The following is a 22,683-nucleotide window of genomic DNA, read 5'->3' on the forward strand; positions in this document are numbered from 1 at the left end:
CAGCGATGACAGTCACCCTGGCGGATGTGGCGGCACGCGCCCGGGTGTCCCCGGCGACCGTGTCCCGGGTGCTGAACGGCAACTACCCGGTCGCCACCGCCACGCGCGAGCGCGTGCTGCGGGCCGTCGACGACCTCGACTACGTGCTCAACGGCCCGGCCAGCTCCCTCGCCGCCGCCACCTCCGACCTGGTCGGCGTCCTCGTCCACGACATCGCCGACCCCTTCTTCGGCATCATGGCGGGCGCCGCGCAGAGCGAGATCGGCGGACAGGAGGGGACCGGGCGGGCGGGCGGCGAGAAGCTGGCGGTGGTCTGCAACACCGGAGGGTCCCCCGAGCGCGAACTGACCTACCTCACCCTGCTCCAGCGCCAGCGGGCGGCGGCCGTGGTGCTGACCGGAGGCGCGGTGGAGGACCCCGCCCACACCGCGGCGATGACCGCCAAACTCGGCAAGCTGGCCGCCGCGGGCACCCGGATCGTGCTGTGCGGGCGGCCCCCGCTGCCGGAGCCGGACCAGGCGGTCGCCGCCCTCGCCTTCGACAACCTCGGCGGCGGACGCCGCCTGACGGAGCATCTGGTCGCGCTCGGGCACCGGCGCATCGGCTACATCGCCGGGCCCGTGGGCCGCACCACCACCCGGCACCGCATGGAGGGCCACCGGGCCGCCCTGGCGGCGGCCGGGCTCGGCGGCGGGGCGGCCGAGCAGGACCGGCTGACCGTGCACGGCCCGTACGACCGCCGCTCCGGCTACGACGCCGCCGCCGAGCTGCTGCACCGGGAGCCCGCGCTGACCGCGATCGTGGCCGCCAACGACACGGTCGCCCTCGGGGCTTGCGCGGCCCTGCGCGACCGGGGGCTGCGGGTGCCCGGGGACGTCTCCGTCGCGGGCTTCGACGACCTGCCCTTCTCGGCGGACGCGGTGCCGGCGCTGACCACGGTGCGCCTGCCCCTCGTCGAGGCGGGGGCGCGCGCCGGGCGGCTGGCCATGGGCCGGGAGGCACCGCCGCCGGGCGGGATCGCGACCGTCCCGGCGGACCTGGTGGTCAGGTCCTCGACGGCCCGCCCGCCGGGCGGCGGCTGAGTGCCCGCCGGGGCCGCCCTCCCCCGGCTCGCGCCCCGCCGGCCGCGCCGCGAGCCGGGAGGGGCGCCGCGCCGGCGGGCCCAGGGCGCCCGGGTCCGGGCGCGTGGGCCCGGCACGGCCGGGCGCGTGAGGCCGGGGCGGAACGGGAAGGCGCACCGGGGGGACGCCCCGCTGCCCGCTGTCCCGCACCCCGCGGAGGAGCCACCGTGAAACTCGCCTTCTCGACCCTCGGCGTGCCCGCCATGCCCCTCGCCGACGTCGCGGCGCTGGCCGCGGGGACGGGGTACGACGGTGTGGAGCTGCGCACCCACCCGGAGGAGCCCGTGCACCCGGGCCTGACCACGCCCGAACGGCAGCGCGTCCGGGCGGAGTTCGCGCGGGCCGGGGTGGAGGTCCTGTGCCTGGCGGGCTACGTCCGCGTCGCCGCTCCGGGCGGGGACGGCCCGGTGCTGAGCGAACTCGACCGGCTGGTGCGCCTCGCCGGGGACCTCGGGGCCCCCTTCGTGCGGGTCTTCCCCGGCGCCGCGGGAGCCGATCCCGCCGAGGCGGACGCGGCCGCCGCCCGGCGGCTCGGCGTGGCGGCGGAGACGGCGGCGGGCCTCGGCGTGCGGATCCTGCTGGAGACGCACGACTCGCACCGCACGGGCGCGGACGTCTCACGGGTCCTCGGCACCGTGGGGCACCGGCACGCGGGTGCGCTGTGGGACGTGCTGCACACCTGGCTGGGCGGGGAGCCGCCGCGCACCTCGGCCGCCTGCCTGGGACCCTTCCTCGGCTACGTCCAGGTCAAGGACGTCGCCTCGGCCGAGGACCCGACGCCCGTGCCCCTCGGCACCGGGGTGCTCCCGCTGGCCGAGTGCCTGTCCCTGGCGGACGGGGACGGCTGGGTGAGCTGGGAGTACGAGAAGCGCTGGTTCGGGGCGGCCCCGGAACTCCCCGGGCTGCTCGTGGCGGGCCGGGAGCACCTTCGCTCACTGCGGTGAGCCCCCCGCGGGGCGGCGCGCGGGGCGGGAGCCGCCGAAGGAGGTCAGCGCGACGCCGCCGACCAGCAGTGCGGCGGCGCACCAGCGCAGCGGGCCGACGCCCTCGCCCAGGAGGAGTGCGGCCGAGGACATGCCGAACACGGGGACCAGCAGCGAGAACGGGGCCACCGAGGAGGCAGGGTGGTGGCGCATCAGGAAGCCCCACGCCCCGAAACCGAAGACGGTGGTGACCCAGGCGACGTAGACGACGACCCCGACCCCGGCCCAGTCCAGCGAGCGCAGCGCCTCGAGGTCGCGCTCGGGGCCCTCCAGGAGCAGGGAGAGGCCCAGCAGCGGCAGCACCGGCACGGTGCTCACCCACACCATGAAGCCGAGCGCGTCGGGCGGCGCGGCCCGGCGGGTGAGGACGTTGGAGACGCCCCAGCAGGCGGCCGCGGCGATCACCAGCAGGAAGCCGGTGAACGTGCCGGAGCCGCCCTCGTCGTACGCGGCCAGGCCGATTCCTCCCGCGGCCACGGCCATCCCCGCCCAGCGTGCCGGTCCGGGGCGCTCGCCGAGCGCGGCGAAGGCGAACAGGGCGGTGAACACCGCCTGGACCTGGAGGACCAGCGAGGAGAGCCCGGCCGGGGCTCCCTGGTCCATGCCCGTGAACAGCAGCCCGAACTTGGCGACGCCGAGCACCAGTCCCACGCCCACGATCCAGCGCCACCCGACCGTGGGGCGGCCGACGAGGAAGACCGCGGGGACGGCGGCGGCGAGGAAGCGCAGCGCCGAGAAGAGCAGCGGCGGGAAGTGGTCGAGCCCGATCTCGATGACGACGAAGTTGACACCCCACACGGCCGCGACCGCCGCGGCCAGTGCCACATGGGACAGGGGCATCCGGCCGCCCGGCGCGGGGGCGGAGCTGAGCAGGGCGCGCGGTGCGGTGCCGCGGGCGCGGAGGGGGACGGAACGCATGGCACCGAGCATCTCCGGCTCCGACCGTTCAGCACCAGCACGGATTCCTTCATGGTTGGATGAAGCAGAACTGATGGTTCGGCGGCGGGACCGCCGACGGGGGAAGGGGCGCTCTCCGATGCTGGACCTGGGGCGTCTGCGCGCCCTGCACGCGGTCTCCGTCCACGGGACGGTGGGGGCGGCGGCGGCGGCGCTCGGCTACACGCCCTCGGCGGTGTCCCAGCAGCTCGCCAAGCTGGAGCGGGAGACCCGCACCACCCTGCTGGAGCGCCAGGGCCGGGGCGTCCGCCTGACCGACGAGGCGCGGCAGCTCGTCGCCACGGCCGAGGAGCTGCTCGCGCTCGTCGAGAAGGCCGAGGTGCTGCTGGAGGAGCGGCGCGGGCAGCCCGCGGGGCGCCTCGACATCGCCTGCTTCGCCAGTGCGGCCCGCGGCCTGATGCCGCCGGTGCTCGCGGACCTCGCCGCCCGCCACCCCTCCCTGGACGTCCGCCTCCGCGAGATCGACCCGCACCTCTCGGTGGACCTGGTGGCGCGCGGCGTGGTCGACCTCGCCGTCGCCCACGACTGGGACATCGCCCCCATGCCCCTCCCGTCCGGGGTCGAGCACGCGGACATCGGTGTGGACCTGTGCGACGTACTGGTACCCGCGTCCCACCCGCTGGCGGGGGCGGCCGCCGTGCGCCGCGAGGAACTCCGGGACGAGCGCTGGATCTCCCAGCCGCCGGGCACGGTGTGCCACGACTGGCTGATGCGGACCCTGCGGGCCACCGGGCGGGAGCCGCTGATCGTCCATCAGGCCGAGGAGATCCACACCCAGGTGGCCCTGGTCGCCGCGGGGCTCGGGATCGCCCTGGTGCCGCGGCTGGGACGAGGGGTGCTGCCGCCGGGTGCCAGGGCGGTGCGGCTGGATCCGGTCCCGAGCAGGCGGCTGCGGGCACTGTGGCGGGCGGGGGCGGCCCGAAGGCCCGCGATCACGGAGGCGGTGGGCACACTCGGGCGGATGTGGGCGCGCGCCTCGGCGCCGCCCGGCGCACCGGACGCGCAGGGGCCCGGGCGCGTGCCGGCCCCGGAGGGACCGTCCCCGCAGCGGTCGAGGACCCCGGCGGCCCCGTAGCCTCCGCCCGGGCGCGGCGGGGCACGCGCCTGCCGGGACCGTACGGCGGAGTTCGGACACGGCTCGGGGCCGCGTCCTTGCACACCCCCGACCCGGCAGTTACTTTCCGGCTATCCGTGACACCTTGGCGGTTTCCTTCAACACCCTTGTGCCACACCTCTGTCGAGCAAGGCCGGAAGGAGCACTCGTGCACGACCGGAACCTCTCCCGACGCACCCTCCTCACCGCTTCCGCCCTCACCGCGTCCGCCCTGGCCGGGGCGCTGCCCGCGGCCGCCTCCTCCCGGCCGGACCGCCTGCGGCGGATCGTCGCGGGCATGAGCCCGGAGGAGAAGATCGGCCAGCTCTTCGTGATGCGGGTGTACGGCCACTCCGCCACCGACCCCGACCCGGCCGACGCCGAGGCCAACCTGGCGCGGTTCGGGGTGCGCACCGCGGCGGAGCTGGTCGAGCGCTTCCACCTGGGCGGGATCATCTACTTCGCCTGGGCGAACAACACCCGTGACCCGTTGCAGATCGCCCGGCTGTCCAACGGCATCCAGCGCGCGGGGCTCGCCGGGCGCAGCCGCCTGCCGCTGCTGATCGCCACCGACCAGGAGCACGGCATCGTCGCCCGGATCGGCCGCCCGGCCACCCTGCTGCCCGGTGCGATGGCGCTCGGCGCGGGCGGGTCGCGCGGCGACGCACGGCGGGCGGCGCGGATCGCCGCCGCGGAACTCGCCGCGATGGGGATCAGGCAGAACTACGCCCCGGTCGCCGACGTGAACGTCGACCCGGGCAACCCGGTCATCGGCGTGCGGTCCTTCGGCGCGGACCCGCAGGCGGCGGCCCGCATGGTGGCCGCCCAGGTCTCGGGCCACCGGCGGACGGGGGTGGCCGCGACGGCCAAGCACTTCCCCGGCCACGGGGACACCACCGTCGACAGCCACACCGGCATCCCCGTCATCACCCACACCCGCGAGGAGTGGCAGACCCTCGACGCCCCGCCGTTCCGGGCGGCGATCGCCGCGGGCATCGACGCCGTGATGACGGCGCACATCCAGTTCCCGGCGCTCGACCCGGGCAACGACCCCGCCACCCTGTCCCACCCGATCCTCACGGGCATCCTCCGGCAGGAACTGGGCTTCGAGGGCGTGGTGGTGACCGACGCGCTCAACATGCGGGGGGTGCGCGAGCAGTACGGCGACGACCGGGTGCCGGTGCTGGCCCTGCTGGCGGGTGCGGACCAGCTGCTCGACCCCCCGGACCCGGCGGTGGCCTGGCAGGGCGTGCGGGACGCCCTGGAGTCGGGCGAGCTGAGCACGACCCGGATCGACGAATCGGTCCTGCGCATTCTGCGCCTGAAGGAGCGGCTGGGCCTCCTGCGCGACCCGCTCGTCCCCGAGCACGCGGTGGAGCACCGCGTGGGCACCCGCGCCCACCTGGCGGCCGCCGACCGGATCGCCGAGGGGACCACCACCCTGCTCACCAACACCGGCGGGCTCCTGCCGCTCGGCCGCCGGCGCACTCCGCGGCTGCTCGTGGTCGGCGCCGACCCGGCCTCCCCCACCGGCACCACCGGCCCGCCCACCGGGGTGCTGGCCGCGGCCTTCGCCGAGGCCGGATTCGCCGCCACGGCCCTGCCGACCGGCACCTCCCCCACGGCCGAGCGGATCGGGGAGGCCGTGACCGCGGCGGCGGACCGGGACGTGGTGGTCGTGGGCACCTACAACGTGACGGCCGCGAGCCCGCAGCGCACCCTGGTGTCCCGGCTGGCCGCCACGGGGGTGCCGGTGGTGGCGCTGGCCCTGCGCAACCCCTACGACATCGCCCATCTGGACGGTGCGACGGCCTCCCTCGCCGCCTACTCCTGGACCGACGTCGAACTGCGCGCCGCGGTACGGGTGATCACCGGGGCGGTCCGCCCCCGGGGGCGCCTGCCGGTGCCCGTCCCGCGGGCGGACGACCCCGGCCGGATCCTCTTCCCGACGGGCCACGGACTCTCCTACGGCCGCTGAGAACGGCCCGGCGTCCGCGCCCGCGAGAGCGCACGGGGCCCCTCCCGCCGTACCGCGGGCGGGGCCCCGCCGTCGGGGCGACCGGCTCAGGGCCGCAGGGTGCGCGGCTCCTCCCGGTCGAGCAGGGCGTCCGGACGTGCCAGCGGGACGGCCTTAGACGGGTCCTCGCGGACCGCCGCGGGCGCGACGCCCGCCCACCGCTGGATCGCCGCCGTGGCCTCGGCCCGCTCCCCGGCGGTCAGCCCCGCCACATCGGCCCCGTGGTTGGCACCCGGGGCGGTGTAGACGTAGCTGTCGCGGGCGCCGCGGCCCAGTCGGAACCGCTCGGCTCCCCAGGGGTCGTTCTCCCCGTAGACGAACATCATCCGGGTGGCCCGGTGGCGCACCCAGCGGTCCACGTCGCGCATGGCCCGGGGCCGGAAGCGCATGGGGATGTCGCGCGGGACGAAGTTCCTCGGGGGCTGGTAGCCGTAGCGGCTGAGGCCCTTCAGGTGCGGCTGCGTGATGTCCGGCGATCCGAGCTCGGTGCCCGCCTGGTAGTAGTACGGCGTGTAGGTCGCCAGGTTCTGGTCCGAGAAGGCGGAGAAGCCGGAGACGGCGTCGATGCTGTCGAAGAGTTCCCGGTCGGAGGCCTCCCGGGCCTCGGGGAGCGCGTCGCAGTCGGACAGCAGGCCGTACTGCCAGAAGGCCCACGCGTAGTCCAGCACCACCGCCTCGTAGGCGCGGTCGAGGGAGCCGACGGTCCGGAAGGTGTACCCGCCGTCCCGTGCGTGGTCGCGCAGGATGCGCTGCAGGGGCTCGCGGCGGACGAGCGCCTCGCGCTGCACCGCGTCGAGCCGCGCGCGGCACTCCGGGGTGCCGACCCGCTCGAAGAAGCGGTCGTAGGCCGAGTCCTCGTCGTTCACCGCGTCGTTGGGGGCCACATAGGCGACGACGCCGTCCATGTCCCCCGGGTGGAAGCGCTCGTAGTAGGTGGCCGTCATGCCTCCCTTGGAGCCGCCGGTGGCGATCCACTTCGCGCGGTAGACGCGCTTGAGCGCCGTGAACACCCGGTGCTGGTCGGCGGCCGCCTGCCGGATGTCCAGCAGGGACCAGTCGGCCGGCCGGGGGCGCGAGGGGGTGAAGAACCGGTACTCCAGGGAGACCTGGTTGCCGTCGACGATGGCGGTCGGCTCGCTGCGCCGCGGCACCGTGGAGACGTTGTAGCCGGAGGTGTGGAAGACGGTGGGCCGCGAGGTGTCCTTGTGCAGCACGGTGAGGCGCTGCGCGAAGGTGCCCGCCCGCGGGTGCCGGTGGTCGACCGGCTGCCTGTAGTCGAGGACGAAGAAGCGGTAGCCGGGGTAGGGCTTCTCCTCGATGAGCCTCATCCCCGGGATCGCGAGGATCCGTTCCCTGATGTCGGAGCCGTCCGGGCCGGCGGCGGTGGCCGCTCCCGCCGTGCCCCCGGCCGCGCCCAGGGTGCCCAGGAGCACCACCAGCGACAGCATCCAACCGAGCGCCTTGCGCATTCGCCCTCCCCTGCGGACCCCCTGCCGGGATCACGTGGTCGCGGCGAACCTAGCGGCGCCGGGGTCGCCGGACCAGACCGCGCCGCTCCGCGCGGCGGATCTCGGCCGCGCCGGCCGCCCGCCGCAGGCCGCCCGGGACGGCTGGACGGGGCCCCGGGCGGGCGGCGGGGGGACGCGGTCCGCAAGGGCGGCGCCGGGCGCTCAGCACAGGATCCAGCCGGTCGAGCGGGTGACGCCGGAGACGCTCCCGGTGGCCCGGACGCAGCGCCCGAGGGGGTGGACGGTGACCGGTCCCGCATGTCGGCCGAAACGGCCCGCGTCGACCACCGCCCGCCCGCCGCGCGTCTGGAGGGAGACGGACATGGCGCGCCGGGGGCCGGGGTTCCGTGCGACGGTCACGGCGCAGACCTTCCCGCCGCCCCGGTAGACGCGCAGTTCCCCCGTCGGGAAGGAGACCGAGTCGGCCACCCTCCCCGGGCAGGGCGAGGCGGCGTGTGCCTGCTGGACCCCGGGGCCCGCCACCAGCGCCGCGGACGCCGCCGTGAGGACCGCCAGCCCGCGGGCCAGCGCCCCCGGGGACCGCGAGCGCCGATGCCCCGGGAGCAGGAGCCGTGTGCGCGGGGCCCCCGCGCCCCCGCGGTCTCCCGTGCCGTCCACCACGATCGTCTCCCCCTGGTCCGTCCTCGCCGCCGGTCGGTCCGCCCGGAGGCGGTCCCGCCCGTCCCGGTCGTCACCCCGGTCCCGGCCGTCACGGCCCCCTTTCCGCATACGACGCAGCGGGAGGCCGGCCGGTTGCCCGGACGCGGGCGCCAAGGGCGGGAACACCGCCCGCCCGTCACACGGTGACGGGCTCGTCCTCCCCTATGCCGGCGAAGGTCCGCCAGAGGGCGGCGTAGCGGCCCCCGCTCGCCAGCAGTTCGTCGTGGGTGCCGTCCTCGGCGACGCGTCCGCGGTCCATCACCACCACCCGGTCGGCGCGGGCCGCCGTGGTGAGCCGGTGGGCGACCACCAGTGTGGTGCGCCGTCCGGCGAGCCGGTCCGTGGCCTGGTTCACCTGGGCCTCGGTGGCCAGGTCCAGCGCGGCCGTCGCCTCGTCCAGCAGCAGCACGTCCGGGTCCACCAGTTCGGCCCGGGCCAGCGCGATCAGCTGGCGCTGCCCCGCGGAGAGGTTGCGTCCGCGCTCGGACACCCGGTGGAGGTAGCCGCCGTCCAGGGTGGCGATCATCTCGTGGGCGCCGACCGCCCGGGCGGCCGCCTCCACCTCGGCGTCGCTCGCGCCCGAACGGCCGTAGGCGATCGCGTCGCGCACCGTCCCGGCGAACAGGTACGCCTCCTGCGGGACCACGCCGAGCCGGTGCCGGTAGGCGGTCAGGTCCAGGTCCCGCAGGTCCGAACCGTCGGCCGTCACCCGGCCCGAGGTGGGGTCGTAGAACCGGGCGACCAGCTTGACCAGCGTCGACTTGCCCGCGCCGGTCTCGCCGACGAAGGCCACCGTCTGACCGGCCGGGATGCGCAGGTCGATGCCCGTGAGGGCCCGCTCCCCGCCGTCCCCGGCCCCGTAGGCGAAGGACACGCCCTCGAAGGCGATGTCGCCGCGCAGGGCGCGCACCTCGCGGGGGTGGTCGGCGGGGGCCGTCGAGGTCGGCTCGCGCAGCAGCTCCTGCACCCGTCCGAGCGACACGGCGGCCTGCTGGTAGCCGTCGAAGACCTGGGAGAGCTGCTGCACCGGGGCGAAGAACAGCTCGATGTACAGCAGGTAGGCGACGAGCGCGCCGGCGGTCAGGGTGCCCGCCTCGATGCGGCCCGCGCCGACGATCAGCACCGACGCGGCGGCGACGGAGGAGAGCAGCTGGACGAAGGGGAAGTACACCGAGATGAGCCACTGCCCGCGGACCCGGGCGCTGCGGTAGTGCTCGCTGCGGGCGGTGAAGCGGGCCAGCCCGTCCGCCTCCCGGCCGAAGGCCTGCACGATGCGCAGCCCGGACACGGACTCCTGGAGGTCGGCGTTGACCACGCTGATGCGCTCGCGGGCCAGCTCGTAGGCCTTCACGCTCTGGCGGCGGAACACGTAGGTGCCGACCACCAGCACCGGGAGCGTCGCGAAGACGACCAGCGCCAGCTGCACGTCGATCACCAGCAGGGCCACCATGATCCCGAGGAAGGTGACCACCGAGACGAAGGCGGTGACCAGGCCCGTCTGCAGGAAGGTGGACAGCGCGTCCACGTCGGTGGTCATCCGGGTCATGATCCGGCCGGTGAGCTCGCGCTCGTAGTAGTCCAGCCCCAGCCGCTGGAGCTGGGAGAAGATCTTCAGCCGCAGGGAGTAGAGGACCCGTTCGCCGGTGCGACCGGTCATCCGGGTCTCGCCGATCTGGGCGGCCCACTGCACCAGCACCGTCACCAGGCCCAGCAGCGCCGCCGCCCACACGGCCCCGAGCGCCGCCCGCTCCACGCCCTCGTCGATGCCGTGCCGGATCAGCACGGGCAGCAGCAGGCCCATGCCCGCGTCCACCGCCACCAGGGCCAGGCTCACCAGCAGCGGGGCGCCGAAGCCCCGGAGCAGGGCGCGCAGCCGGCCGCCCTCGCCCGCCCGGCGCTCGGCCGGTTCGGGGCGGACGGCCCGTGCCTCGTCGATGTCCGGGGTGTCCTCGGCGGCGGGCAGGGCGGCCACCTGCGCCAGGAGCTCGGGGGTGGCCCCGGGCTCCGTCCCGGCGCCGGCCGCGGCGGCGGGATCCTCCTCGCGGACCCACAGATGCGGGGTGACGCCGCGCTCCGCGTCGAACTCGGCCTCCAGCTCGGCACGGACCGTGACGTCCTCCTCCGGCTCCGGGCGGCCGCGGTCCGGCGTGTGGCCCGGGGAGACGGCACCCAGCTCGTCGGGGTCGGTCAGCAGCCTGCGGTAGAGGGGTGAGCGCCGCTCCAGCTCCTCGTGGGTGCCGAGGTCGGCCAGGCGGCCGCGGTCGAGGACGGCGATGCGGTCGGCGAGGGCGAGCGTGGAGCGGCGGTGGGCTATCAGCAGGGTGGTGCGTCCGGCCATGACCTGCCGCAGCGCCTCGTGGATCTCGTGCTCGACCCGGGCGTCGACCGCGGAGGTGGCGTCGTCCAGGAGCAGCAGCCGGGGGTCGGCGAGGATCGCCCGGGCGAGGGCCACGCGCTGGCGCTGGCCGCCGGAGAGGGTCAGTCCGTGCTCCCCGACCGTGGTGTCGTAGCCCTCCGGGAGTTCGGCGATGAAGCGGTCGGCCTGGGCGGCGCGGGCGGCGGCCTCCACCTCGGCGTCGCTCGCGCCGGGGCGGCCGTAGGCGATGTTGGCGCGGACGGTGTCGGAGAAGAGGAAGCTGTCCTCGGGGACCAGGCCGATCGCGGCGCGCAGGGAGTCGAAGGTCAGCTCGCGCACGTCGTGGCCGCCGACCAGGACGGCGCCGTGCGTCGCGTCGTAGAAGCGGGGCAGCAGCAGCGAGAGGGTCGACTTCCCGCTCCCGGAGGCGCCGACCACGGCGACGGTCTCACCGGGTGCGATCCGCAGCGAGAAGCCGTCGAGCACGGGCGTGCCGTCGGCGTAGGCGAAGCCCACCCCGTCGAACTCGACGCTCGCCGGGGCGCCTGCCGGCAGCTCCCTGGTGCCCTCGCGCATCGTCGGCTCGGTGTCGATCAGCTCCAGGACCCGCTCGACGCCGGCGCGCGCCTGCTGGCCGACGGTGAGCACCACGGCGAGCATCCGCACCGGGCCGACGAGCTGCGCGAGGTAGGTGGAGAAGGCGACGAAGGTGCCGAGCGTGATCTCGCCCCGGGTGGCCAGCCAGCCGCCGAGCGCGAGCATGGCGACCTGGCCGAGGGCGGGCACGGCCTGGAGGGCGGGGGTGTACCTCGCGTTCAGCCGGATGGTGCGCAGGCGGCCCGCGAACAGCTCGCGGCTCGCCTCGCGCAGTTTGCCGGTCTCCTGCTCCTCCTGCCCGAAGCCCTTGACGACGCGGACGCCGCTGACCGCGCCGTCGACCACCCCGGCGACGGCCGCGGCCTTGTTCTGGGCGTACCAGGTGGCCGGGTGCAGCCGGGTGCGGCTGCGCCGGGCGATCGCCCACAGCGCGGGGGCCACGGCCACGGCCACCAGGGTCAGCGGCAGCGAGAGCCAGGCCATGATCGCCAGCGAGATGGCGAAGAGGAGGAAGTTGCCGATGGTCATCGGCAGCATGAAGAGCAGGCCCTGGATCAGCTGGAGGTCGCTGGTGGCCCGCCCGACGACCTGCCCGGTGGACAGCTCGTCCTGCCGCCGCCCGTCGAGCCGGGTGATCGTCCCGTACATCTCGGTGCGCAGGTCGTGCTGGACGTCGAGGGCGAGGCGGCCGCCGTAGTAGCGGCGGATGTAGGTCAGGACGTAGATCACCACGGCGGCGGCGACCAGCAGGCCCGTCCACACCGCGAGCGAGCGCGTGCCCCCGCCGATCACGTCGTCGATGACGACCTTGGTGATCAGCGGCACCAGGGCCATGACCGCCATGCCGCCGAGCGAGGAGCCCAGCGCGAGCACCACGTTCCGCCGGTAACGCCACGCGTATCCGGCGAGCCGCCGCGCCCACCCCTGGTCCTGCTCCGACGCCGTCGCCACGTGGGCCTCCCCGTCGGTCCCGGACTCCTCCGGGACCGCTCCTCGGTCCTGATCTTCCGGAAGGCTGCAACACCCATGAAAGCGGATTTCATCCCTCCGCCGTGGATCCCGGTCCTTCGGCCGAGCGCCCTCGGGCGCGGGGAGCAGGACCGGGGACGGGGGCCTCGGGGCCCGGGGGCGGGGCGGACCGCGGGCGGTCGGGCGCCCCCGGGCCCGGCCGCGGCCGCGATGTCAGTGGGCCCCACCAGACTGGGGGACGTCATCACCGCAGCACGCGACGGGGGATCACCATGGGCACCTGGGACATCGGGCACTTCGACAACGACACCGCGGCCGACTTCTCGATCCGGCTGGACGGCGCCGCCGGGGAGGAGCGCGCGGGGGTCCTGTCCGAGGTGCTGCGGAGCACCGCGGACAGCGGGGAGTACCTGGAGGGAGACAACGCCGCCCGGGCGGTCGCCGCGGCGGCGCTCGTCGCCGCGCAGTGCCCGGGCGGCGTGCCGGTGACCACGGCCTACGGGCCGGACGAGCCGCTGCCGCCGCTGCCGCGGGAGCTGCGCCCCCTCGCCGTGCGCGCCCTGGACCGGCTGGTGGGCGGGGATTCGGAGCTGGCGGCGCTGTGGGACGAGGGAGGCGAGGGGGAGGAATGGCGCGAGGGCATAGCCCGGCTCCGCGCGGTGCTGGTCGCGGCTCGGGGCTGACGGGTGGGCGGACGCCCGCGGAGCGCCCGCCCGGGTGACGCCCGCGGCTGCCCCGCGGGGGCGGCGGCCGAGAGCCGCCCCCGGCCCGGCGCCTGTGGGGGTGGGCCCGGGCCGCCCGTCAGAGGTGCGTCGGGGCGAACATCCGCAGGACGGCCGGGAGGACGACCACCGAGGGCCCGGGCGCGGCGAGCGCCGCGGCGAGGTCCCCGGCCAGCGCCTCCGGGCTCGTGCGCACCGCGGGCACGCCGAAGGACTCGGCCAGGGCGACGAAGTCGGGCCGGGCCAGTTCGGTGCCCGTCGCCGTTCCGAAGGCGTCCGTCATGTACTCGCGCAGGATGCCGTAGCCGCCGTCGTCCACGATCAGCCAGGTGACGGGGAGGCCGTACTGGCGGGCCGTGGCCAGTTCCGCCAGCCCGTACATGGCCCCGCCGTCCCCGGAGACGGCGAGCACCGGGCGGGTGGGGTCCGCGGCGGCCGCGCCGAGGGCGGCCGGGAAGGCGTAGCCCAGACCGCCCGCGCCCTGCGCGGAGTGCATGGTGTTGGGCCGCCGGGCGTCGAAGGCGGACCAGGCCCAGTAGGCGAGGATCGTCATGTCCCAGAAGCCGGGCGCGTCGTCGGGCAGCGCCTCGCGCACGGCGTCGAGCACCTGCTGCTCCAGGGCGAGGTCCTGCGCGTCGATCCGGGCGCGCACGGCGTCGAGGAGCGCGCGCACCGAGGCGGCGGCGGCCGGGTCCCGCCGCTCGCCGGCCGTCTCCAGCAGCGCCTGGAGGGCCAGGCGGGCGTCCGCGTGGATGCCGATGCCCGGGTGGTTGGACTCCAGCTTCCCGAGGTCGGCCTCGATCTGCACCACCCGGCCGCGGGGGGCGAAGGTGTGGTAGTTCGAGGACAGTTCGCCGAGCCCGGAGCCGACCACGAGCAGGACGTCCGCCGACTCCAGGAAGTCGGTGGTGTGCCGGTCCTCCAGCCAGGACCGCAGCGACAGGGGGTGGTCCCAGGGGAAGGCCCCCTTGCCGCCGAAGGTGGTCACCACCGGCGCGTCCAGCTTCTCGGCGAGCGCGCGGAGCTTGCCGGAGGCGTCGGAGCGCACCACCCCGCCGCCCGCGACGATCACGGGGCGCCGTGCGTGCGTCAGCAGGTCGGCGGCGACGGCGGTCAGCTCCGGGCGCGGGGGCAGCGGCCCGGGCGTGGCGTCGGGGGCGGTGACCTGCGGCAGGATCGTCTCCGCGAGCAGCACGTCCTGGGGGATCTCGACCCACACCGGTCCGTGGGGTGCGCTGAGGGCCGACTGCCAGGCCGCCGCGATCGCGGACGGGATCTGGGAGGCGGTGCGCACCGTGTGCACGGACTTGACGATCTCGCGGAACGACGCCTGCTGGTCGCGGAGTTCGTGCAGGTAGCCGTGGCGGCCTCCGCCGAGTCCGGCCACCGGCACCTGGCTGCCGACGGCCAGCACGGGCGCGGAGGCGGCCGCCGCCTCCTGCAGCGCGGCCAGCGACATCAGGGCACCGGGCCCGGTGGAGAGCAGCAGCGGGGCCGCCTCGCCGGTGATCCGGCCGTAGGCGTCGGCGGCGAAGCCCGCGCTGCTCTCGGTGCGCAGGCCCACGTAGCGCAGCGAGGAGCGGCGCAGGGCGTCGAACATCCCCAGCGCGTGCTGGCCGGGGAGCCCGAAGACCGTGGTGGCCCCGAGCCCCGCCAGGGTCTCGACCACGAGGTCCCCGCCGATCCGGCCCGGCGGCGGCGCGAGGGCCGCCGCCGTCTGCACCGGGGTGGGGCGCAGGACCGGGTCGTGGTCGTGCGTCACCGCGCCGTCCCGGCCCCGGCGATCTGGCGGGCCATGATGGTGGTCAGCTCGTAGGCGGTGTGCGAGGCGGCGACGGCGGTGATCTCGGCGTGGTCGTAGGCGGGCGCCACCTCGACGACGTCGGCGGAGACCAGGTTGCAGGAGGCGAGACCGCGCAGGATCTCCAGGAGCTCGCGCGAGGTCATGCCGCCGGCCTCGGGGGTGCCGGTGCCGGGGGCGTGCGCCGGGTCGAGGCAGTCGATGTCGATGGAGATGTACAGCGGCCGGTCGCCGATGCGCTGGCGGAGCTGGTCGGCGACCTCGTCGGCGCCGCGGCGGTAGACGTCGGCGGAGGTGACGATGCCGAAGCCCATCTTCTCGTCGTCGGTGAGGTCCTGCTTGCCGTAGAGCGGGCCGCGGGTGCCGACGTGGGAGAGGGCGGAGGTGTCGAGGATGCCCTCCTCCACGGCCCGGCGGAACGGGGTGCCGTGGGTGTACTCGGCGCCGAAGTAGGTGTCCCAGGTGTCGAGGTGGGCGTCGAAGTGGAGCAGGGCGACGGGCCCGTGCTTCTTGGCGACGGAGCGCAGCAGCGGCAGGGCGATGGTGTGGTCGCCGCCGAGGGTCATCATCCGGGCGCCGGTGGCCAGCAGGTCGTCCGCCGCGGCCTCGACGGTCTCGACGGCCTCGTTGATGTTGAACGGGTTGGCCGCGATGTCGCCCGCGTCGGCGACCTGGGCGAGCGCGAAGGGGGAGGCGTCCTGCGCCGGGTTGTAGGGGCGCAGCAGCCGGGAGGCCTCGCGGATGGCGTTGCCGCCGAAGCGGGCGCCGGGGCGGTAGGAGACGCCGGAGTCGAAGGGCACGCCCACGACGGCGACGTCGGCGCTCCCGACCTCGTCGAGGCGGGGAAGCCGGGCGAAGGTGGCGGGCCCGGCGTACCGCGGGATGCGGGAGGAGTCGATCGGGCCGCGCGGCTGCTCGGTGCTGCTCATCTGGTGGCTTCCTTACGTTCCTGCGCCCCGCCGGACCGTGCCCTCGATCCGTTTCGCCAGGTGATCGGGAGGCTTCCGGCGACAGGGTGCCTGTGTGCTGACTCTGGCGCTGCGCGGCGGCCGGCCGGGGCGGTGCTCCCTCCGTCCGCCCCGGTGGGGGCGGGGCCGCGCTCGTGCGCCGGGCACCGACGGTAGGTGGCCGGAGCGCCCTGATGAAGTGTACGTTTCCTCCATCGAGGGCTTCCGCGATGGAGGAAACATCCATGTCCGAGGCCGGTGCACCCCCGCCCACTCCCCCGGTCCCGCTGGCCACGCTACTCGCGGACCGGGAGCTCGGCCTGCGCCGGCTGGCCGGGCCGGACCCCTCGCACGGCGCGGCGATCCGGATGGTGCACACCTCGGAGATGGCCGACCCCTTCCCCTACCTCCTCGGCGGCGAACTGCTGCTCAGCGCCGGCGTGCTGCTCGACGACGCGGACCACTACGTGGCCCGGATCGTGGAGGCGGGGGCCGCCGCGCTCGGCTTCGGGGTGACTCCGGTCCACGACACCGTGCCCGCCGCCCTCGTGGCGGCCTGCGACCGCCGCGGCCTGCCGCTGCTGGAGGTGCCCCCGAGTACCCCGTTCACGGCGGTGGCGCGGGCGGTGTGGGGCCTGATGGCCGAGGCCCGCCACCACGAGCTACAGCGGGTGGCCCGGGCCCAGCAGGGTCTGGCCGCGGCGGCGGCCCGGCCCGCCCCGGTACCCGCCGTGCTGCGCCGGCTGGCCCGGTACGTCCAGGGCACTGCCGTGCTGCTCGACGCGGAGGGCGCCGCGGTCCACGCGGCGGGGCCCGAGCCCTCGGGGGCCGCGGCGGCCTCCCTGGCCCGGCTGGCCCGCGTGGTCGGCGGGCCGGGGCAGGGGCCCGCCTCGGCGACCGACCGGGCCGGCGGCGACCACGTCTCGGCGTACCCGCTCGGCGGCGGCCGCGGTCTGGTCCTCGCGGTGGCCACACCGGCCCGGGAGGCGGGCGACCACACCATCGCCGGGGTCGCCGCGGTCCTGCTCTCCCTGCTGACCGCCCCGCTCCTGGACACCGACGTCTCCGCGCGCTCGGGGGCGCTGGTCCGGCTCCTGCTCGGCGCCGCCCCGGAGTCGGCCGCGCCGCTGCTCGGGGGCGGACCGTGGACGGTGGTGCACGCCCGCTCCGCGGACACCACGCCCTTCGCGGCGGCCGCCCTGGGCGCGGCACTCGGCACCACGCTCCTGTCCCTGGAGGACGACGGCACCGTACGCCTCCTGCTCCCCGGCGGCCGCGAGCCCTCGGCGCGTCCGGGGTGGACGCTGGGCGCGAGCGCCCCCGCCGCACCGGAGGCCCTCCGGGAGGCGGACGCCCAGGCGGACCGCGCCCTGCGCCGCGCGGCGGCGACCCGGAGCGGGCTGGTCCGGCACCGCGAGCCGGGTCCGCTCACACCCGAGTCCGCCCGCGCGCTCCTCGCACCGCTGGCGGACGCCCCCGCCCTGGTGGAGACGCTGCGCACCTGGCTGTCCGTGCACGGCGGCTGGGACCGGACCGCGACCGCCCTCGGCGTCCACCGCAACACCGTCCGCCAGCGCATCGCCCGCTGCGCCTCCCTGCTGGGCGCGGACCTGGACGACGTGGACGTGCGCATGGAGCTCTGGTTCGCGCTGCGGCAGCGGTGAGGCGGGCGGGGGCGTTCGGTCCGCAGCGGCGCGGTGCCGCGGCTCCGGTCCCCTGGCGGGCGCCGCCACCGGCTGCCGGAGCCGGGGCGCCCGCCGCGGTTCCGCCGACGGCCCGCCACCGAGGGCCGGGAACCCTGTCGGAGAACGCCAACTCCCGTGTGCTCAGACCATGTTGCAATGCCTCATGACCTCTCCCCAGCGCGGCACCACGACCCCGGGCGGCCCCGAACCGGTCCCTGACCACCTCAGGGCGGAGATCGGGCGGTTACGGCAGGAGGCGGTGCACCAGCGGCGCCTGGCGCACCGCCGGGCCGAACGGTGGAACGCCGTGCACCTCCTGCTCGGCTTCCCCGCCGCGCTGCTGGCCGGAACCGCGGGGGCCGCGGGACTCTCCTCCCCGGCCGCCCGCGTCCCGGCGGCACTGATCGCCCTGGCCTCGGCCGGGTTCGCGGCGGGCGCCGGGTTCCTGCGCGGCGACGTCCGCCGTCTGGCCAACAAGCGGGCGCGCGGCGCCTGGGGGGCGGTGGAGGACGCGGCGACGCTGGCACTCTCCCGGCCGCACCCGTCCACCGACGACCTCGCCGCCCTGCTCCGGCTGCGCCAGGCCGCCCTGGCGGCCTACGACGCGGGGGACGCGCAGCCCTCCGGCGGCCCGCCCGCCGTGCCGCCCGGCTGAGACGGGGCACGGGGGCCGCGGACGACGGGGCGCCCGCCGCCCTCGGGGCCCCGGCCCGGAGCGCGGCCGCACCCCTACCCGCGCAGGTGCTCCCGCGCCCGCCACTCGCGCTCGACGGTCCTCAGCAGGGCCGGGTAGACGAGGGCGTACCGGAAGGGCTTGATGGCGGCCATGTAGCAGCGGCCGAGCGGGCCGTTGGGCTTCGCCAGGACCGTCAGCTCGCCGCGGTGGCCGCCGCGGCCGTCCGGGACCCAGCCGAGGTGCAGCACGGCGTGGACGGTGCGGTTGGCGTTCTCGGCCGCCCACTCGTCGCGGGTGAGGTAGAGGGAGCCGAAGGAGATCGCGCCGCCGATGTCCGGGCCGCGTTCGCCACTGCGCAGGTCCTCGGGGAGCCGCTGCCGCAGCGAGCGGACCCGGGCCCCCGGCCCGGCCTCGGGCGTGTCCCAGCGCAGCAGGCGGCCGAGCCCCGCGCGCACCGCGAACAGGGCGCGGAGCACCAGCCCCTCCCTCCCGCGGCGGCCGCCGCGGCCGGAGCCGCCCGCGGCGAACTGCTCCACGAGGAGGCGCAGGTCGTCGGGGCCGCCGGGAGTGTCGAGGGACCAGACGTCCTCCACCCGGAAGTCGGGGGCGATCTCACGGATGCGCCAGGGCCGGGTGTGTGCGGACGCGGGAAGCCTCATCACGGACTCCTGTCTATACGGTGCCGTATAAATAGACGCTAGCACCGTCCGTACGGCACCGTATAGACGGGAGCCCGCCACCGGGGCGGCACACCCGCCGGGGCGGCAGGCGCGGACCGGCACCACGGACACGGAGGGAGCGGCCATGGCGGCGCCGCGCACGGCTCGCGAGGCGTGGGTCGAGGAAGGGCTGCGGGCACTCGCGTCGGGAGGGCCGGGAGCGGTCCGCGTCGAGGTGCTCGCCCAGGGCCTCGGCGTGACCAAGGGCGGCTTCTACGGCTACTTCCGCAACCGGGACGCCCTCCTCGCCGAGATGCTGGACACCTGGGAGAGGGAGGCGACCGACGCGATCATCGAGCGGGTGGAGGAGGCCGGGGGCGACCCGCGCCAGCGGCTGGGGCACCTGTTCGCCCTCACCGCGCCCGCCCAGGGACCCCCGGACCCTCCGGACGTCGAACTCGCGGTCCGCGACTGGGCCCGCCGGGACGACGCGGTCGCCGAGCGGCTGCGCCGCGTGGACGAACGGCGGATGGAGTTCCTGCGCTCCCTCTACCGGCCGATCTGCGCCGACGAGGACGAGGTGGAGGTGCGGAGCCTGGCGGCCTTCTCCCTGAGGGTCGCCGCCCCCCTGCTCGACGTGGACCACGGCGGGCGCAGCCGGGCGGAGGTCATGGAACTGGCCGCGCGCTGGCTGCTGCGGTGACGGGGCGGCGCCCGGGCCGCCGGGACCCGCCGCCGCGAGGCGTGCGGCGCGTCACTCTGGACAGTTTCAACAACCGCCCGGTAACTTAACCTGAGCAAGCGCTTAGACATGCGTCGGGGACATCCCGCACCGGCACCGTGAAGGAGGCGTCGACCGTGCGCCGTACCGTTTTCACCGAGGACCACGAGGCGTTCCGGGACACTATCCGCGCCTTCATCGAGGCCGAGGTCGTCCCCGTCTACGACGAGTGGTTCGCCGCGGGCCAGGCCCCGCGCGACTTCTACCACAAGCTCGGCGAACTGGGCATCTTCGGCATCAACGTGCCCGAGGAGTTCGGCGGCGCCGGTCTGGAGACGCACAAGTTCGAGGCGGTCCTCTACGAGGAGACCGCCCGCGCGGGCGTCCAGTTCGGCGGCTCCGGCGTGCACGTGCTGCTCGCCCTGCCCTACATCAAGATGCTCGCCACCGAGGAGCAGAAGAAGCGCTACCTGCCGAAGTTCGTCTCCGGCGAGGAGATGTGGGCGCTGGCGATGACCGAGCCCGGCACCGGCTCCGACCTCGCGGGCATGAAGACCACCGCCAGGCTCTCCGAGGACGGCACCCACTACGTCCTCAACGGCGCCAAGACCTTCATCACCGGCGGCGTCCACGCCGACCGCGTGATCGTGTGCGCCCGCACCGCCGCGCCGACCGCCGAGGACCGCCGCCACGGCATCTCGCTCTTCGCCGTCGACACCAAGGCCGAGGGCTACTCGGTCGGCCGGAAGCTGGACAAGCTGGGCCTGCGCACCTCCGACACCGCCGAGCTCGCCTTCGTCGACGTCAAGGTCCCCGTGGAGGACCTGCTCGGCGAGGAGAACAAGGGCTTCCACTACCTCGGCCTGAACCTGCCCTCCGAGCGGTGGGGCATCGCCTTCGGCTCCTACGCCCAGGCCAAGGCCGCCGTCCGCTTCGCCAAGGAGTACGTGCAGGACCGCACGGTCTTCGGCAAGACGGTGGCCTCCTTCCAGAACACCAAGTTCGAGCTGGCCGCCTGCCAGGCCGAGGTGGACGCGGCCGAGGCCGTCGCCGACCGCGCCCTGGAGGCCCTGGACGCGGGCGAGCTGACCGCCGCGGAGGCCGCCTCCGCCAAGCTGTTCTGCACCGAGGTCGCACACCGGGTCATCGACCGCTGCCTCCAGCTGCACGGCGGCTACGGGTTCATGAACGAGTACCCGATCGCCCGCCTGTACGCGGACAACCGGGTCAACCGCATCTACGGCGGCACCAGCGAGGTCATGAAGATGATCATCGCCAAGGACATGGGCCTGTAGGTCGCACCCGTGACCCGAGCGCTCGACGAGCTGCTCGATCTGCTCGACCTGGAGCAGATCGAGCAGAACATCTTCCGCGGCCGCTCCCGCTCCGCCGTCGTCCCCCGGGTCTTCGGCGGGCAGGTGGCGGCCCAGGCCCTGGTCGCGGCGGGGCGGACCGTGCCCGAGGACCGCACCGCCCACTCCCTCCACTCGTACTTCCTGCGCATGGGGGACCCGGGCGCGCCGATCGTCTACTCCGTGGACCGGATCCGCGACGGACGTTCCTTCACCACCCGCCGGGTGGTGGCCGTCCAGCACGGGCAGCCGATCTTCCATCTCTCGGCGTCCTTCCAGACGCAGGAGGAGGGGCTGGAGCACCAGGCGGCCGTGCCGGACGCCCCGGACCCGGAGTCGCTGCCGACGGCCGAGCAGATGCTCCCGCGGTACGCGGACCGCTTCGTGGACCCGAAGGTGGTCGACCGCCTGCTGGAGGCCCGGGCTGCGGTGGACCTGCGGTACGTGGACGAGCCCCCGTACGGCACCGCCGGCAGCCCGCGCGAGCCGCGCTCCCAGGTGTGGTTCCGGGCCAACGGCACGCTGGCGGACGACCCGCTGCTGCACGTCTGCCTGGCCACGTACGTCTCGGACATGACGCTGCTCGACTCGGTGCTGCTGGCCCACGGGCGCGGCGGCTGGGCGGTCGGCGACGTGGTGGGCGCCTCGCTGGACCACGCGATGTGGTTCCACCGGCCGTTCCGCGCGGACGAGTGGCTGCTCTACGACCAGGAGTCGCCCTCCGCCTCGGGCGGGCGGGGGCTGGGCCAGGCCCGGATCTGGACCCGGGACGGGCGGCTGGCGATCTCGGTGATCCAGGAGGGCGTGGTCCGCGTCCCCCGGTAGGCCCCGGCGGGACCCGGCCCGCGGCCGGGTCCCCCACCCCGCGGCGGATCCGGCATAGCGTCCGGGCCATGGACGACCCGCAGCGGCCCGAGAGCGCAGCCACCGTGATCGTCGCGGCGCTCGCCAACCTCGGCATCGCCGTGGCCAAGGCGGTCGCCGGCCTCCTCGGCGGCTCCAGCGCGATGCTCTCGGAGGCCGCCCACTCGCTGGCGGACACCGTCACGGAGCTGATGCTGCTCGTCGCGGTCACCCGCGCGGACAGGCCCGCCGACGAGGAGCACCCGCTGGGCCACGGCCCCGAGCGCTACATCTGGGCCCTGCTGGCGGCGGTGGCCACCTTCGTCGGCGGAGCGGTCTTCTCGGTCTACGACGGCATCCGCGCCCTCGCCCACGGCGCGGAGCCCGGCGACCCGCTGCTCTCCTACGCCGTGCTCGCCGTGGCCTTCGTCCTGGAGTCCCTCTCGCTGCGCACCGGGCTGCGCCAGGCGCGGGCGGAGGCGCGGCTGCTGTCGCTGGGCTTCGGCCGGTACCTGCGGCGCACCCCGGACACCGCGGTGAAGGCCGTGGTGCTGGAGGACTCGGCCGCCCTCGCCGGGCTGCTGCTCGCGGCGGGAGGGCTGCTGGGCGGGCAGCTGACCGGCTCGGGCGTCTGGGACGGGGTGGCCTCGATCCTCATCGGCGCCCTCCTGGTGTACGTGGCATGGGTCCTCGGCGCCGCCAACGCCCGCCTGCTCATCGGACGCCCGCTGCCGCCGTACCTGCGGGCAGGGGTGCGCGAGGAGATCCTCTCCGTGCCCCACATCGTGGACGTGCTGGAGCTGACCACGCTCGTCCAGGGGCCCCGGGAGGTGCTCGTCGCGGCGAAGGTCGACTTCCGCGACGCCTCCAGCGCCCGGCAGGTGGAATGGGCCTGCGAGGAGGCGGAGGAGCAGCTGCGGGAGCGGTACCCGGCGATCCGCCGGGTCTACCTCGACCCGACACCCGGGCTGGGCGGGGAGGCGGGCACCGGCCCGGGGGCCGGCCGCGGGGGCTGA

18 protein-coding genes are annotated in these 22,683 nt (G+C 75.8%); 11 read left to right on the top strand and 7 right to left on the bottom strand.

Annotated features, from left to right (window positions below; all coding sequences use genetic code 11):
• Window positions 1-5: 5 nt before the first annotated feature.
• A complete protein-coding gene (locus NPS70_RS07170; RefSeq protein ID WP_256523202.1) occupies window positions 6-1,082 on the top strand; it encodes a LacI family DNA-binding transcriptional regulator in 1,077 nt (358 codons plus the stop codon).
• A gap of 206 nt (window positions 1,083-1,288) precedes the next feature.
• Window positions 1,289-2,065 (top strand): sugar phosphate isomerase/epimerase family protein, encoded by a 777-nt coding sequence (locus NPS70_RS07175; RefSeq protein WP_256523204.1) that lies wholly within the window; start codon window positions 1,289-1,291, stop codon window positions 2,063-2,065.
• Here the strand turns inward: NPS70_RS07175 and NPS70_RS07180 are convergent.
• Entirely contained in the window at window positions 2,054-2,944 is an 891-nt protein-coding gene (locus tag NPS70_RS07180; protein ID WP_256523398.1) for an EamA family transporter, read from the bottom strand. The two genes, NPS70_RS07175 and NPS70_RS07180, sit on opposite strands and share 12 nt — an antisense overlap.
• Before the next feature lie 196 nt (window positions 2,945-3,140).
• Here NPS70_RS07180 and NPS70_RS07185 point away from each other — a divergent pair, with 196 nt between their 5' ends.
• Entirely contained in the window at window positions 3,141-4,136 is a 996-nt protein-coding gene (locus NPS70_RS07185; RefSeq protein ID WP_256523206.1) for a LysR family transcriptional regulator, read from the top strand.
• Window positions 4,137-4,323: 187 nt separating this feature from the next.
• Complete coding sequence (locus tag NPS70_RS07190; RefSeq protein WP_256523208.1) at window positions 4,324-6,132, top strand: glycoside hydrolase family 3 protein; 1,809 nt, start codon at window positions 4,324-4,326, stop codon at window positions 6,130-6,132.
• An 86-nt stretch (window positions 6,133-6,218) separates the two neighbouring features.
• Here the strand turns inward: NPS70_RS07190 and NPS70_RS07195 are convergent, their stop codons facing one another.
• From NPS70_RS07195 to NPS70_RS07205, 3 genes are all read right to left on the bottom strand, one after another.
• Window positions 6,219-7,640, bottom strand: a complete 1,422-nt coding sequence (locus tag NPS70_RS07195) for a S28 family serine protease (RefSeq protein ID WP_256523209.1) — start codon at window positions 7,638-7,640, stop codon at window positions 6,219-6,221.
• Between the two features lie 201 nt (window positions 7,641-7,841).
• On the bottom strand, window positions 7,842-8,246 hold the full coding sequence (locus NPS70_RS07200; protein WP_374211957.1) for a hypothetical protein: 405 nt from the start codon (window positions 8,244-8,246) through the stop codon (window positions 7,842-7,844).
• A gap of 229 nt (window positions 8,247-8,475) precedes the next feature.
• The gene (locus tag NPS70_RS07205) at window positions 8,476-12,243 is read right to left on the bottom strand and encodes an ABC transporter ATP-binding protein (RefSeq protein WP_256523211.1); all 3,768 of its coding nucleotides are present in this window, start codon (window positions 12,241-12,243) and stop codon (window positions 8,476-8,478) included.
• A 290-nt stretch (window positions 12,244-12,533) separates the two neighbouring features.
• Here NPS70_RS07205 and NPS70_RS07210 point away from each other — a divergent pair, with 290 nt between their 5' ends.
• Complete coding sequence (locus tag NPS70_RS07210; protein ID WP_256523212.1) at window positions 12,534-12,944, top strand: DUF4259 domain-containing protein; 411 nt, start codon at window positions 12,534-12,536, stop codon at window positions 12,942-12,944.
• A 118-nt stretch (window positions 12,945-13,062) separates the two neighbouring features.
• Here NPS70_RS07210 and NPS70_RS07215 read toward each other — a convergent pair whose 3' ends face one another.
• Together NPS70_RS07215 and speB are read right to left on the bottom strand one after the other, a co-directional pair.
• Window positions 13,063-14,745 (bottom strand): thiamine pyrophosphate-binding protein, encoded by a 1,683-nt coding sequence (locus NPS70_RS07215; protein WP_256523213.1) that lies wholly within the window; start codon window positions 14,743-14,745, stop codon window positions 13,063-13,065.
• The gene (speB, locus tag NPS70_RS07220) at window positions 14,742-15,713 is read right to left on the bottom strand and encodes an agmatinase (protein ID WP_256523214.1); all 972 of its coding nucleotides are present in this window, start codon (window positions 15,711-15,713) and stop codon (window positions 14,742-14,744) included. The genes NPS70_RS07215 and speB overlap by 4 nt, the downstream gene beginning before the upstream one ends.
• Window positions 15,714-15,976: 263 nt before the next feature.
• Here speB and NPS70_RS07225 point away from each other — a divergent pair, with 263 nt between their 5' ends.
• Both NPS70_RS07225 and NPS70_RS07230 read left to right on the top strand, forming a co-directional pair.
• The gene (locus NPS70_RS07225; RefSeq protein ID WP_256523216.1) at window positions 15,977-17,395 is read left to right on the top strand and encodes a PucR family transcriptional regulator; all 1,419 of its coding nucleotides are present in this window, start codon (window positions 15,977-15,979) and stop codon (window positions 17,393-17,395) included.
• A gap of 184 nt (window positions 17,396-17,579) precedes the next feature.
• Window positions 17,580-18,071, top strand: a complete 492-nt coding sequence (locus NPS70_RS07230) for a hypothetical protein (protein WP_256523218.1) — start codon at window positions 17,580-17,582, stop codon at window positions 18,069-18,071.
• 74 nt (window positions 18,072-18,145) lie between these two features.
• On the opposite strand, the gene NPS70_RS07235 is transcribed toward NPS70_RS07230, so the two are convergent.
• The gene (locus NPS70_RS07235) at window positions 18,146-18,751 is read right to left on the bottom strand and encodes a DUF2867 domain-containing protein (protein WP_256523220.1); all 606 of its coding nucleotides are present in this window, start codon (window positions 18,749-18,751) and stop codon (window positions 18,146-18,148) included.
• A gap of 145 nt (window positions 18,752-18,896) precedes the next feature.
• Between NPS70_RS07235 and NPS70_RS07240 the strand changes: the two genes are divergently transcribed.
• From NPS70_RS07240 to NPS70_RS07255, 4 genes are all read left to right on the top strand, one after another.
• Window positions 18,897-19,454 carry a TetR/AcrR family transcriptional regulator gene (locus tag NPS70_RS07240; RefSeq protein ID WP_256523221.1) on the top strand — a complete coding sequence of 186 codons (558 nt, stop codon included), beginning with the start codon at window positions 18,897-18,899 and terminating at the stop codon, window positions 19,452-19,454.
• Between the two features lie 155 nt (window positions 19,455-19,609).
• Entirely contained in the window at window positions 19,610-20,767 is a 1,158-nt protein-coding gene (locus NPS70_RS07245) for an acyl-CoA dehydrogenase family protein (RefSeq protein WP_256523222.1), read from the top strand.
• 9 nt (window positions 20,768-20,776) lie between these two features.
• Window positions 20,777-21,649, top strand: a complete 873-nt coding sequence (tesB, locus tag NPS70_RS07250; protein ID WP_256523223.1) for an acyl-CoA thioesterase II — start codon at window positions 20,777-20,779, stop codon at window positions 21,647-21,649.
• A gap of 68 nt (window positions 21,650-21,717) precedes the next feature.
• Window positions 21,718-22,683, top strand: coding sequence for a cation diffusion facilitator family transporter (locus NPS70_RS07255; protein WP_256523224.1), 966 nt, complete (start codon window positions 21,718-21,720; stop codon window positions 22,681-22,683).

It is taken from the genome of Streptomyces sp. C10-9-1, from assembly GCF_024497955.1.
GTDB lineage: Bacteria > Actinomycetota > Actinomycetes > Streptomycetales > Streptomycetaceae > Streptomyces > Streptomyces sanyensis.